Below are 14,054 nucleotides of genomic sequence, written 5' to 3'. Positions count from 1 at the left end.
GATGAAGTTACCCTCACCCTTATCCGTTCTTCAATTAGCCTTAAGCTATCCTAAAAGTAAATTCTTAAATTATTCTTTTACAATTACATGTACTTCTGTTGTTATTTTTGAAGTTATTTTCATGAAATAATTACCTTTATTAGTAATTGTTTCTCCTAACTGGAATATTCCCGGATTTTGGCGATATTCTTTTTGATAGATTATTCTACCTAACATATCATACACGCTTATTGTAAAGCCTTCTGACTCTAATTTTGTTACATCAACATTTGTCATTCTGGAAAACGAATTGGGATAAACCTTTACTAGATTTTCTGCTCGGGCACCTGCAACTCCCAAATTTCTTTTGGTTAAGAGACCTTGATTTGGAGTTGTATTATATGCATAATCTAGTATAGTATACGATAATCCATCATTAGCTACTGTCGCATAAAACCAGCCATAGTGAGTATTGCCATTAATTTTAAATGCAAATCCTATGTAACCGGATTTTCCATTCCAGTCTGTATACGACGATGAACTAACAACGTAACTATTAGAATTGGCTATAAAATTGCTCGATGGGCCAACTTGAACTCCTTCCCCAATTAGAGTCACATTATTAGTGATTCCTTCGCATACAATATTTTTATCATAGGTTACTAATCTCACAGAATTATTAGAAAACCATGCTCCAAAACCATTATCATCCCCTACCTCTATTCTAAAGAAATTCCATGTATTTGATGTGTTGGCAGTAGCATCTTCCATATCCACATACACTACAGTACCATTATCTGTACAAGGCGAACATGAACCTCCACAATCTACCCCGGTTTCATCTCCATTCTGAATCCCGTCATTACACGTTGATCCGGAATCACCTGTAATATCTATAGTATAATCTTCAACTTCGCCGTAACTAAAAGACTCGCACGATGATGGTATACCATTATACTTCATAGATACTCTCATTCTTGTACTTCCATTTTTAGCATTGGATGGAATTGTAAAATCTCCACGTACTGGGCTTTCATTGGATGCTGCTTTACTCCATACTTGCTCTTCAGAATCTTCAAAATCTCCATCCTGGTTGTAATCAATCCATACTGAATACGCTTCATTGTATACCCTCCCTGTCCAGGTTGGTGTTACTGTAATGGTATTTACAACCCCTTTTGATGCTGTTGTGGACACCGAAGTATAATCACCATAACCTTGGCTAGAACCAGCTGAAGAATTATCTATTGTTTTGAATTGAACCCGACTAATATACTCTCCTGCAACGCTTCTTCCATTAGAATCACAATATACAATAGGCACATTGCAGGGTTCACAAGATCCACCACAATCGATCCCAGTTTCATCTCCGTTTTGAATACCATCATCGCATTTAGGAGTATCAGGATTCAATTCTTTACTTCCTGCCTGAATTGGACCATTAGGTTTTGTACTATATGCATAGTCTAATACTGTGATTTCTGAACCAGAAGCATTTACTCTAATTCTTAACCATCCATAATTTATTTTTCCGGGGTACATTTCTAATTGAAATCCAACAAAAGCTGTTTTACCAATCCAAGGAGTATATGTAGAAGATCTCACTTCGTGAAGATCTGGATAATCTCCACCGTTCACCCAGTTACTATCATCAGATATTAATTGATCAGCTTCAATAACCGTCGGATTTTTTGTATTTGCTTGACAAACCAATGCTTTTTTATAGGTCTCTAACTTTAAATCAGCGTTTTCATAAAATGCGCCATATCTATTTTCTATGGTTCCTGCATTGACTGTAAAAGGTTTCCAAACCGCGCTAGAAGTGGCTGTTTCGTCTGGAATATCGACATATATGATTTTGTAGGGGTCAAAGAATGAGAAATTATAGGTGACTTTATTAGTATTTAGGCTGGAAATTCCTCCCGTGATAGCGGCATTAGTAAATGTAATAGTTCCTACTGTATTATTTGCAATAGCATGGTTTGGTGTTTGACCAGTAAACTTTACGGTTAACTTCTTATTATTTTCTACAGTAATTACAGCAGAATAGCCTTGTGGTAAGTTAGCTGTAAAATGTGTGCCTTGGGTTAAGGTACCACTACTTACAGCAAATGTTCCATCTAAAATGGTAACATCATAGGATGAATTTGCTAAAGTTCCATTATTGTCATCTGCTTCTTGAACTATACGATTCTCTGTTATAAGAGATGCTCCGGTAAGATTAACTCCCGTAGCGATTAGGTTTTCTTGTTGCCATAAAGGTTTTCTTGTTGGATGATCTAAAGCTGCTATCATTCTTGCCACCTGACCTTCGGTAAACATTTTAGAACAACCGGTAGCAGCATCATATCCCATGTAGTTCTCATAATTAATCAAATTACCACATTCACTGGCTCCAACAGTACATCCTTTATCTCCTGCATTACTATCTTCTTTTGGAGTATCACTTACAAAATCTCCATTAGGATCATCACAACCACCATTAAAAGTATGGTACAAGTTCAACCAATGTCCAAATTCGTGCGTCAATTGTGCAAACTCTTTATTAAAATAATTATCATGAAGATACTGCCCATTATATACAATTCTTGCAATGTTTTCATCAGACATGAATGTATTAGGAAACCAACCTACTCCCGAACGCGTACTTACACCATCATCCTTTAAATCGGCCATAATATATAAATTCATATACTTGTAATTATCCCAAGCGTAATAAGCAATTTCCGAATCATATCCAGAATCATTACCAAAACCTTTTTCTTCTTGATGAAAAACTACTCCACTAGTACTACCTCCATTAGGATCGATTTTGGCTAAGGCAAATTTGATATTCATTTTAGATTTAATAGCAGAAAAAGCAGGATCTACAGTATTATAATCCGCATTCAATCCGTTAAAATCTTCGTTAACAATATCAATGGCATTTCTAACTTTTTCATATGTAACCGTTTTCCCCCATTGTGTTTTTCCAAATACATGAACTACCACCGGTATGGTAACTGTAACCATCGATTTCTGAGCGAATCCTTTATTCCTTTTTTCTACTGTCTGAGAATATTTGTTAAAGTTCTGGTGTTCCTTTCTGGCTTCAGGGTGTTTGTCAAAATAAGCCTCATTAGCTTCTGTTGAAATACATCTAGGAAGGTTTTCGTTTACTTCTTGACCAAAAAGAAGTGAAGCATATCCATATAATAGAAATGCCATAACTATAGTTTTGAGTTTCATAATCTGAGTATTTGTGTTAAATCTTTGTAAAATTAAAGTCAACAAAAAGATTATGATCATTGTATTATACCCTAAAGACGTACTATATTACCATAATTTAATTTTTTTAACATATTTCATAAGAAAATCACACTATTTCATTAAGAATTACGAAAAAATTAACCTCAAGGATTTTCTATAATTCTTGAGGTTAATTACCAAAATTCTAATTTAAAATTGGCTCAATTTATTGAAAAACAGTAATATTATTTCCTTCGCCACTTTGAATTATAGTGGTCGAAAGCATATCTCCATTTTGAGACAGTATTAAACTATTATTAGCTCCAAACTGTGTATTGTTGATCATATTGGAATTTCCTATTTGTAGTGTTTCGCTATAATTTCCAATACCATTTTGTATCGTTATCACATTATTTTCATTACCTGTTTGGGTTTGAGAGATAACACTTTCCTGAGCATCAAAACCATCATTACCCTGTATAGCCTGCGCTACATTTAAATTTCCGGTTTGTGCTTGTAGTATATTGTTAAAAATTCCTTCCTGGTAACTTATAGCAATATTTCCAGATCCCCCAGATTGATTGGTCTGAACAGTATTCCCTGTTCCGTTTTGAGTTTGCTCTATGGCATTACTCAAAGATTGGGTTGCTATAGCCGTATTAAACTCGCCAGTTTGCGTTTGAATTATTGAAGAGAAAAAACCACCTTGATTAGCTGTTACAGTATTAAAGTTTCCATCCTGGTTTTGCTCAATGGTATTTGATAATCCACTTTCCTGATTAATGGTAGCCTTATTTTCTACACCCCTTTGGTTTTGCAATACCCTGGAATCTGAATCTGAAGTACTAACAGAGGCTATATTACCGGTACCACTCTGTATTTGAAAGCCTTCTATACCTCCTCCAAAAGTGCTAAAAGAAGCTGAGTTTCCTCTTCCATTTTGTTGTTGCGAGATATTTCCACCAAAAAAACCTGCATCAATAGTAGCGGTGTTAAAATCTCCTACTTGATCTTGAGAAATTCCACCGATACCATCTTGATCATTTTGAACGGCTCTAGCCACATTTCTTATCCCGTTTTGAGTTTGCTGAAGCGTTATTGCTTCTCCTGATTGTTGTGCAAAAGCTTCATTTGACTCACCTGATTGGGTTTGCACAATACTTCCTCCAAAATCCTGATTGGCAGTAGCTCTATTCCCTACCCCGCCCTGTTCTTGTCGTATGATACTAAACCCAAGAGTCCTCTGATTTGCTTGAGCCTGATTACCAAATCCACGTTGTTCCTGGATGATCGATACCTGAAAACCTTCTTGCTGAAATGCTTCTGCATCATTAAATTCTCCATCTTGAGTTTGTTCAATAGTATTAGTGCTCCCTCTATCATTAAGAACTGAAGAGTTCTGTATGGCATTAGCATAATTAGACTCTCCACTCTGATTTTGAATAATACGTTTTTGACCTCCTTCAAATATTTGTATTGCTATGGCTTCATTGGCTGCACCATTTTGAACTTGTATGATCTCATTCCCAAGTGTAATAACATCTTCTGAACCTGTCTCTGTTCCTTGACTGGCAGTTACCATATTTCCTTGTCCGATTTGTTTTTGTTCAATACTACTTTCAGAAACATCAATATTTTGGGTTGCTTGTGCCGAATTAAACTCTCCACTTTGCTCGGTACTTATACCATTTTTACTCCCTGTTTGAACCTGAGTTATGCTATTACTATCATTATTGAACTCTCTATTGATTTGAGAGGCTTCTAGATTATTTTCACTTCCCAATTGGGTTTGCATGATACTATTTAAAACTCCTTCTTGCATACTTAAAGCTATATTTGCAAATCCCGATTGAGTTGTTTCAATGGTATTATCTATTCCAGATTGTATTTGTTCTAAATTATTATTCCCCGATTGAGTAGCCGTTGCTCTATTTAACACCCCAATTTGGGTCTGAATAAGTGTAGAAAAAGTGCTCGTTTGATTTGCAATGACAACGTTAGCATCTCCAGTTTGATTTTGCTCAATATTATTTGACGTTCCTTCTTGTTGATCAACTATGGCGTTATTTCCAGATCCATTTTGGGTTTGCCTAATTCTGGAATTATTGTCAGAAGTAAATGCACTACTGCTATTTTCGTCTCCTATTTGCACCTGAAAATCATCATTTTCTCCTCCTAATGCTGTTAAAGAGGCTATATTATTGTTCCCTTGCTGTATTTGAGATAAGTTACTACCAAAAGCCCCTGTTTCTGCCGTAGCATTATTTGAATTTCCGGTTTGTTGTTGAGCAATTGAAGCAATCACAAATCCGCTATTTTGTGTTGCATTAGCCATATTGCCCGCTCCATTTTGAGTTTGTTGAATTACTGCATTTTGTCCAGTTTGTTCTGCAAAAGCAACATTTGAATCTCCAAGTTGTTCTTGTTTTATATTGTTACCAGAACCTGAAAGTTGAGAAATCTCAGCAAGATTTAAGATTCCTTCCTGAGTTTGTTCAATTGTATTTAGATTTCCTATAAATACTCCTTGACTAGCCCTTGCAATATTGCGATCCCCCTGTTGATTCTGTGTAATCTCATTAAATTCTCCTTTTTGAAATGCAACCGTGTTATTTTCATTACCAAGCTGTATTTGAGTAATCGAACCATCGCCAATAGCATCACCCTCGGTACCTTGTACAACTTCGATCTCATTATTATCGCCATCCTGAAGGATGGTTAGTGTATTTCGCTTCCCTTCCTGGGAAATTTCAATAGTATTATCAATACCTGATTGATTGATATCAGTTACATTGGTCTGGGCATATGAAAATGCCACGCTAAAAAGCGCTGAAAAACTTAATACTGTTTTTTTCATTGTAGAATTTTTAAAATTAAAAGTTTTGATTTTCATTAATTTGAAAGAACAAACTAACGCTGAACGTAAAATTTTCAGATAAGAATAAAGGAGGGATAATCTTGTTTAAAACTACAACTTTAAACAGGTAATAAGAAAGATATTTACCATTTTCGATAAAAGAAGCGGTACATTTTTATCTATGTAGGATGTTTCATTCAATATGCCTATACGACAGTATTGTTAGAAAAAAATTACCCTGATCATAGATCAGGGTAATTGTAATTTATGATTTGCTGAGTTCTGTAAAATATTTATAGAATAGTGGAATGGTTTCTATTCCTTTTAAATAATTCCACACTCCGAAATGCTCATTGGGTGAGTGAATAGCATCACTATCAAGACCAAATCCCATAAGTATAGTCTTGCTTTTCAATTCTTTTTCGAATAAAGAAACTATAGGAATACTACCTCCACTACGCTGAGGAATTGGTGTCTTTCCGAAACTATCCTGATATGCTTTGCTCGCTGCCTGATATCCAATATTATCAATCGGGGTGACATATCCTTGTCCACCATGGTGTGGTGTTACTTTTACTGTAACTGCTTCTGGAGCGATACTTTCAAAATGCTTTTTAAACAATTGAGTAATTTCTTCCCAATCTTGATTAGGCACTAATCTCATTGATATTTTGGCGTATGCTTTACTGGCAATAACTGTTTTTGCTCCTTCTCCAGTATATCCTCCCCAAATACCATTTACATCAAGTGTTGGTCGAATAGAATTACGCTCATTAGTTGTATACCCATCTTCACCATATACCGCATTAATGTCTAATGATTTCTTATAAGCATCTAAAGAAAAAGGTGCCTTAGCCATTTCGGCTCTTTCTTCATTAGATAAATTTTCTACTTTGTCATAAAACCCAGGAATCGTAATATGATTCTTCTCGTCATGAAGAGAAGCAATCATCTTCGTTAAAATATTAATCGGATTGGCAACTGCACCTCCGTAGAGACCACTATGCAAGTCTCTGTTGGGCCCTGTAACCTCAACCTCGACATAGCTAAGACCTCGCAACCCGGTAGTAATTGATGGTACATCCTTAGCAATCATACCTGTATCACTAATTAAAATCACATCGTTAGCTAGTTTTTCCTGATTTCGTTCTACAAACCAACCCAAACTTTTACTTCCAACTTCTTCTTCGCCTTCAATCATAAATTTAACATTACAAGGCAATTGCCCAGTTTTGGTCATAATCTCTAATGCTTTGACATGCATATACATTTGTCCTTTATCGTCGCATGAGCCTCTTGCAAAAATTGCTCCTTCAGGGTGAATTTCTGTTTTTTTAATTACAGGTTCAAACGGTGGGCTATCCCAAAGATCTATTGGGTCTGGCGGTTGCACATCATAGTGCCCGTATACCAACACCGTGGGAAGGTTAGTATCAATAATTTTCTCTCCATAAACAATCGGATACCCCGGTGTTTCGCATATCTCTACATGATCACAACCTGCAGCTAAAAGGCTTTTTTGAATCTCTGCTGCGGTTTTAATTACATCATCCTTATAGGCAGTATCTGCACTAACCGATGGAATTTTGAGTAGTTCAATAAGCTCGTTTATAAATCGATCTTTGTGTTCTTGAACGTAAGTATTTATATTTTGCATGAATCTGAGTTAATTTAGGCTTAAAAGTACAAATACCAATTCTTATATAAAATAACAGTATAAAATAGTTTCCTCTGGTTTTATACTTCGTCATAAAATAGTATCGATAGCTAGGGCTATCCATAGATTTTCTTCCTTGTCTAAAATCAAAATAACTCCATTTATCAAACGGTCATTTCATACAAGAATTGGTATGAAAGTTTATATTTTTTTGAATGGGTCTTTTTATTTTAAAACTATTGCTTATATTTGCACTCGCTTTTACAAAGAGTCCTAAGTATTGTAAGAGTTTTTAATGCGGGCGTGGTGGAATTGGTAGACACGCTAGACTTAGGATCTAGTGCCGCGAGGTGTGAGAGTTCGAGTCTCTCCGCCCGCACTGAAAAAGAAAAGCTTCTCTTAATTGAGAAGCTTTTTTTGTATCTATAGTATTTTACTCCACAGAGTTAAAAATCAATCACGAGTCTCTAGAAATAAACGAGAAATGTACTCTTAACACAAAAACCCAACTCATAAGAATTGGGTTTTCTTTTTGGGGATCCGTTATTCGCCATACTCCATACGCATAATTTCTTCACCCTTAAAAAGTGAAGTCACAATAAAACCAGGTTAAGTAATTTTATGATTCTCATTCTACTTTTTTCATTTTATTCAACATAACGGAAGCATAGTTAGGCATAAGATTAGTATCTAAATCTAAAGAAGATTCTCTACCAAGGGTATAATAGATATAATCTACGCCAGGTTTAGCAAAGCTTAGAATAAGGTCTGCACAAAGATTATATGCTCCTTTAGTTTTTCCATTAATATCATTAAGGGTGCTATAGTTTTTTGCAGCAAACCCCGAACAATCTATTACTCTATCTAAATGATTAATATAGCTTTTTCCAACTAGTACCTGGCAACCAGCAGACCAATTCGATTCTCCGATGCCTGACCAATGAATATTAATGGTATTGTTTGGTTTAGCATCTATTCCGTGTAAGAGATCTGCTTTGGTAAGCGCATTATCATCATCTCGATCCCGAAAAACCAAAACTCCATGTTGATATGGTCGTAGTGCCCGATATACCTTTGCTTCTGAAGATATTTTATGCCATCCAAATCGATACTTATGTTGTCCCTCTACCAAAAATGCTTCATCTGATCGGTCGGCTGCCATGGTTTGACTTGGATCGGTTGATCCCCAAAATTTAAAAACCATGCCATTGATTAACAATATAAAAATATCGTCATTATCTCGTTTCCTTTTTGAAACATCCTGAGCTCTTCGAATCCCAATAAGATGAATTTCATTGGGGTTAAAATCCCAATCCTTTACTTTTCGAGTATCAGAAATTTTATTAAAAAGAGCTATTTGAGATACTATAGCATTATGGTTGTTCTGATAATGTGTCTTAGTCTTCTGAAGTATGTTCATCCATTTCTTATATTCTTCGGAAGCATTAGAAGTTGTAGCTTGCCCCCATTCCGAAACTTTTCCAGAAGCTTTCCAACGATCAATATGTTTTCTGGTAAAAGGGCCAATAATCCCATCTGGAATCATGTTGATTTCTCCTTCTATAGTTCTAACATATTCTTGAAACAAACGTGTAGATGCTTGAGTAACATAATCAAAAACACCATCAATAACTCCCCTGGGCATAAAACCTGCCTTAAATAAAAATTGTTGTAAATCTGTAACTTCATTACCTGCAACTTCTCTAAATCTGCGCCATTTACTTCGATCATCGTCTCTGAAAGATTTTGTGCCTTTTAGGACACCTAAATAGTGGTACGGTGCTAGAAACTCTTTTGTGTTAGTAGGTTTTTTACCTATGTCACAACTGCCAAGAAAAATAGTACTCATAGTATTAATAATATTTTCAGAATAAAACTTTACTTAGGGGTACCGTTGTGCTTACAGTCGAGATAATTTATCACGCATTTGATAAAACGATATAGAGATAACTACATAAACTATATCCAGTATTTATCAAATTCTAAAAAAATAATGAGGTGTACCCTTCTTGTTATGACGCCAAAAAGAGGTGTAAAAGATGTTTCATGAAGAGCGTGAAAACTCTTATCATATATTTACTCTTTAAAGTTAATCATTTTTTAACATAAAACATTGAAAAACAAATGTTTATTACGAATATATTTTGTGTTTTTATAACAATTATGACCAAACTAATCATGACTTCTAGTATTTTGCGATAAAACAAAAAAGTCAAATCAAATGATTTGACTTTTTTGTTTGGATATAAATAGTAATTACATAACCTGATCAATGTTCTTCTTCATTACCAAAAGGTTTTAAAATAATCCCTACACTAAGTATAAAACCATCGGTAGGGGCATAAATCTCAGGAAATACAGGATCATCATGTGGTGGCAATACTAATGGTGAAAATCTACTTTGTCTACGGTCGGTGAAATTTTCAAAATTGACAAAAGTGCTACCCCACTTAAAGTTACGTATGGCTAGTAAACCCATTGTAATAAAATCTGTCGTTTCTATCCCATTTGATAATATTTGTGTTCCGGTATAATAGGTTTCAAATCCTACTCTCCATTTTGAAGTCTCATACATGATTACACTACCTGCATTGTGTCTTGCGGTGAGTGGTTTTTGTGGATTACCAGGTAAATAATTTAACCTTGTATCAATCAAGGCATAGTTCAAAAACCATCTAAAATCTTTGTAGGTAAACTTAATATTGGTTTCTGCTCCTTTACTTACGATATCTTCTTCAGCATTTTCAAACTGAAATAAACCTGCACTATTATTAGTATTTAACAATAAGCCATCACGAATTGCAGTTACATAAAATAACTGGTTTATAGAGAATTCTATTTCATCTGTTAATGGGGTTTGATAATTGAAATCAAGATTAACACCATAGGAACGCTCTGCATTTAAAGCATCTTTATCAATAGGCTGAACATCTCTAAAACTAACAAACTCGGCTTCTTCGGTAAAAATATCAGGGATTTTATATCCTAAACCTCCACCTATTCTACTGGTAAAAGAACTATTCAACTTGTATAGTAGCGAAACTCTTGGCAAGGCAAAGACGCCCCAATCTTGAGCATAATCCGTTCTAAGACCAGTTTCTAGAATCCAGTTTTCAGAAATATCATATAGATTATTAACAAACAACCCGTATGTAATATCCTTTTGATCTCTCTCCAAAGATTGAGAATCTTCATCAAATGATACGGAATATAAATTTGCTCCCAGTACCCAATCTGCCCTTTGACCTTGTCTTTTGTATGTAGCCTCTGTAAATGTATTCCACTGGCTTCCTTCAAATGTAAGATCTGGTATATTTAGGTTTCTATCAAAAAATGCGACACTATTTTTAACGGTAACAGATTGCTGATCATCGATTTTAGTTTCTAATACTGCCTGAGTACTTAGTCGTTTTGAAATATTCTCTTCTGTATATTGATGTATACCATTTTCTCCATCTTCTATCTTTCTTACATCTCCACCTTTTCTATCATCATAAGTACCATTAAGACCAAGCCATATTGTAGTATTTTCTGAAGGATAGTAAAAGAGTTTAGGGTTAACGGTTACAGATTTTGTTTCTGGTAAATTGCTAAAACCATCTTCTTCTGGATCATACACTTTTTGGTAATCCCCAGAACCAAATAATGTCCACCCCCATGTATTGTTACGCGCTGCATAAAAAGTGTTAAACGTAGTTCCTAAGGCGTGTGTTTGGGTTATCATGATATCCAATTGTGGATCTTCTTTTGGGGTTTTTGAAACCATATTGACCAGTCCGGCAATAGCCCCTCCGCCATACAACGTAGATGAACTTCCTTTAATAATTTCAAATTGCTTTAGATCCACAGGCGGGATTTGCAATATGCTTAATCCACTAGAAAACCCGCTATACAAAGGAAAACCATCTCTTAATAATTGAGTATATCGACCATCCAACCCTTGTATCCTGATATTAGAATTACCACTACTTAGCGATGTCTGCTGCATTTGGATACCAGTACTCTCTCGTAACACCATGGCAATATTAGATGCATTCATTGCCACTTTTTCGCTTAATTCTTCTGCACCTATAAACTCAATACGTGTTGGAATGTTTTTTATGGTTCTTGTACTTCGCGTAGATTGCAAAACAATAGCATCTAAGGTGCTTTCACTTTCTTTCAAATAAAAAATTAGTGGGGTCTGAAATGGTACCCGAATTGATTGTTCTATGGGTGTATATCCAACAAATGAAACCGATACAATATATTCGCCATTTGGTACATTTTCTATTCGGGCAATTCCATTAAAATCAGTAACCGCACCTTTTTCTAAAGATTTGATATACACAGTTGCACCTGGTAATGACTCTTTTTCTGATACGACTTTAATTTCAATAGTATTTGTTTGTGTTGAATCCTGTGCATAGCTTTGTCGAGATACTAAAACACAAAGCATTAGTATACCACACAGGGTTACATTTTGTATATTCATTTAATGTGTGATTTAATTGATTAAAAAATAACTGAAACGTGAACGTTTCTTTATGTATTAACCAATTAATTGAGGAGGTTGTAATATAGGGTCTACTATATCTTCGCTAATCCCTTCGTTTGGAGAGAAAATCTTGGTAGGGATATACGCTAATTGCGTTTCAAATTGCACGATATCAAAATTAATTACATGCACATGACAGCAATGACATTGGCAAAATGGAGAGCAGTGATCTGATCCATTATGATCATCACAGATATCTAAATTTTGACAGACTTCAACCTGTACATCGTCCATGCTTGTATGAGCATCTTCGCACGGAACAAAGTTAAGTGCGAAAAAGTACAATGAGAAAAGTACGGTTAAAAATTTCATGATACAAAGATAAGCGAAATATGATCCCTTTATTACAAATAGCATAAAGAATGATGCACAATCAACTTATATTTATATAAAAATCGCCATGCGTAAACTATTCTTCAATTTCTTGCAAAAGTTTAGCGGCATTTTGCTTATAAATATTGTCAAATGAAATCAATTCTTTTAATAATAATGTGGTTTGATCTTCTTCTTTCATTTTAAGATAGGTCAATGATAAGAACCATTTAGCGTCGCTATAATATTTGCTTTCTGAAGAAAAGTTTTGAAATAATGTTTCTGCTTTTGCTAGTTGATTTGTATTTAAATAGCTATTCCCTAAACATAATTTTAGTTGCTCATTATCTGGTTTTTGCTGCACATAGCGCTCAAGGGCCGGAATAACTTTTATATACTCTTTACGTTTATAGTCTAATACAATTTCTTTAAAATCATCAGTAGCGGTGTCGGCTCCTCGTTTGATATCTCCAATTGGATACGGAGCATAGTACGCTGCAAACAGTTCTTCTTCTGGATTATGATTTAACCATAAAAAAGTAGACATCCCGATTAATACCAAAAATGAAGCTGCTATCTTCCAGTAGGTACTAAATGTTGATTTCTTATTAGTGTCTGCTTCGTTTTTGAGCTCTTGGTTTATAGTGATTAGTTTTTTTCTAAAATCAAGAGATTTTTGGTTTTTCAAAGTAGCCCATAGTTCTTTTTGTATGTTAACCCGTTTATTCAGTTCTGGATTTTCTAAGATCATATTCTCAAAATCAGCCAATTCTGTACCTGATAACATCCCCTGGATATAAGCTTCAATTTTCTCTGATAATTCTTGAGTCATTTCCATAATAAAACTATTTAGCATCTGTTTTTAATTCTTGAAAAACAGGATCTTGATGTATCATCTCTTCTAATTTATTCTTGCATTCAAACTTTTTCTTTCGGGTATACGCTTCAGAATATCCTTTTTGTTTTGCAATATCCCGCATCGGTGTTCCCTTAAAAAAAAGAGCAAGCAACTCTTGGCAACCTATGCCTAATTTTAAAAAATATTTTTGGTAGACATAATTTCTTTCGGTTTTGTCAATGTCCTCGAGAATATCAGTATCATTTGCTTCTGAAACAGAAAGAATACCCTCATGACGTACCATCTTTTTATTTTTCTTTAATTTATTCATCCAAAGGTTCCTGCATACCGAATATAAATAGGTTCCTAATGATGATGTAAGCTTTAAAGAATTGCTTTCTAATTTTTCATATACAAACACCATTGCATCCTGAAAAATATCTTCAGCATCTGCCTCGCTGCCAGAATTTTTTAAAATGTAACTTTTTACTTGCGGGAAATGTTTTTTATAAAATTCTTTAATTATGATATAATCTCCCGAAATAATTCCGTTAATAATAGTATCCTGTGTATTATTCATTGATTAATGTAAGATGTTCTCAATTTGTTACGTTTTTTTGAGAAAAATTTAGACATATAAAAGTAA

Annotated in this window: 8 protein-coding genes and 1 tRNA gene; 1 reads left to right on the top strand and 8 read right to left on the bottom strand. The window is 34.6% G+C overall.

Annotated features, from left to right (window positions below; translation table 11 throughout):
* Positions 1–69: 69 nt before the first annotated feature.
* The 3 genes from JJQ60_RS01180 to JJQ60_RS01170 form a co-directional block, all read right to left on the bottom strand.
* Positions 70–3,186 (bottom strand): M43 family zinc metalloprotease, encoded by a 3,117-nt coding sequence (locus tag JJQ60_RS01180; protein WP_201916122.1) that lies wholly within the window; start codon positions 3,184–3,186, stop codon positions 70–72.
* Between the two features lie 247 nt (positions 3,187–3,433).
* Positions 3,434–6,064, bottom strand: coding sequence for a beta strand repeat-containing protein (locus JJQ60_RS01175; RefSeq protein WP_201916121.1), 2,631 nt, complete (start codon positions 6,062–6,064; stop codon positions 3,434–3,436).
* Between the two features lie 265 nt (positions 6,065–6,329).
* The gene (locus JJQ60_RS01170; protein WP_201916120.1) at positions 6,330–7,721 is read right to left on the bottom strand and encodes a dipeptidase; all 1,392 of its coding nucleotides are present in this window, start codon (positions 7,719–7,721) and stop codon (positions 6,330–6,332) included.
* A gap of 297 nt (positions 7,722–8,018) precedes the next feature.
* Here JJQ60_RS01170 and JJQ60_RS01165 point away from each other — a divergent pair.
* A tRNA-Leu gene (locus JJQ60_RS01165) sits at positions 8,019–8,100 on the top strand.
* Between the two features lie 249 nt (positions 8,101–8,349).
* Here JJQ60_RS01165 and JJQ60_RS01160 read toward each other — a convergent pair.
* From JJQ60_RS01160 to JJQ60_RS01140, 5 genes are all read right to left on the bottom strand, one after another.
* Positions 8,350–9,570: a peptidoglycan-binding domain-containing protein gene (locus JJQ60_RS01160; protein WP_201916119.1), complete on the bottom strand. Its 1,221-nt coding sequence runs from the start codon at positions 9,568–9,570 to the stop codon at positions 8,350–8,352.
* Between the two features lie 420 nt (positions 9,571–9,990).
* Positions 9,991–12,195, bottom strand: coding sequence for a TonB-dependent receptor (locus tag JJQ60_RS01155; protein WP_317193976.1), 2,205 nt, complete (start codon positions 12,193–12,195; stop codon positions 9,991–9,993).
* A 57-nt stretch (positions 12,196–12,252) separates the two neighbouring features.
* On the bottom strand, positions 12,253–12,570 hold the full coding sequence (locus JJQ60_RS01150) for a DUF6660 family protein (protein WP_201916118.1): 318 nt from the start codon (positions 12,568–12,570) through the stop codon (positions 12,253–12,255).
* A 97-nt stretch (positions 12,571–12,667) separates the two neighbouring features.
* Complete coding sequence (locus tag JJQ60_RS01145) at positions 12,668–13,426, bottom strand: tetratricopeptide repeat protein (RefSeq protein WP_201916117.1); 759 nt, start codon at positions 13,424–13,426, stop codon at positions 12,668–12,670.
* Complete coding sequence (locus JJQ60_RS01140; RefSeq protein ID WP_201916116.1) at positions 13,416–13,988, bottom strand: RNA polymerase sigma factor; 573 nt, start codon at positions 13,986–13,988, stop codon at positions 13,416–13,418. The genes JJQ60_RS01145 and JJQ60_RS01140 overlap by 11 nt, the downstream gene beginning before the upstream one ends.
* Between the last annotated feature and the right edge of the window lie 66 nt (positions 13,989–14,054).

The organism is Aquimarina mytili (assembly GCF_016735115.1).
In the GTDB taxonomy this organism is placed as follows: domain Bacteria; phylum Bacteroidota; class Bacteroidia; order Flavobacteriales; family Flavobacteriaceae; genus Aquimarina; species Aquimarina mytili.
Note: the sequence above shows the minus strand (reverse complement) of the source record. Positions and strands in the feature narration are given on the sequence as shown.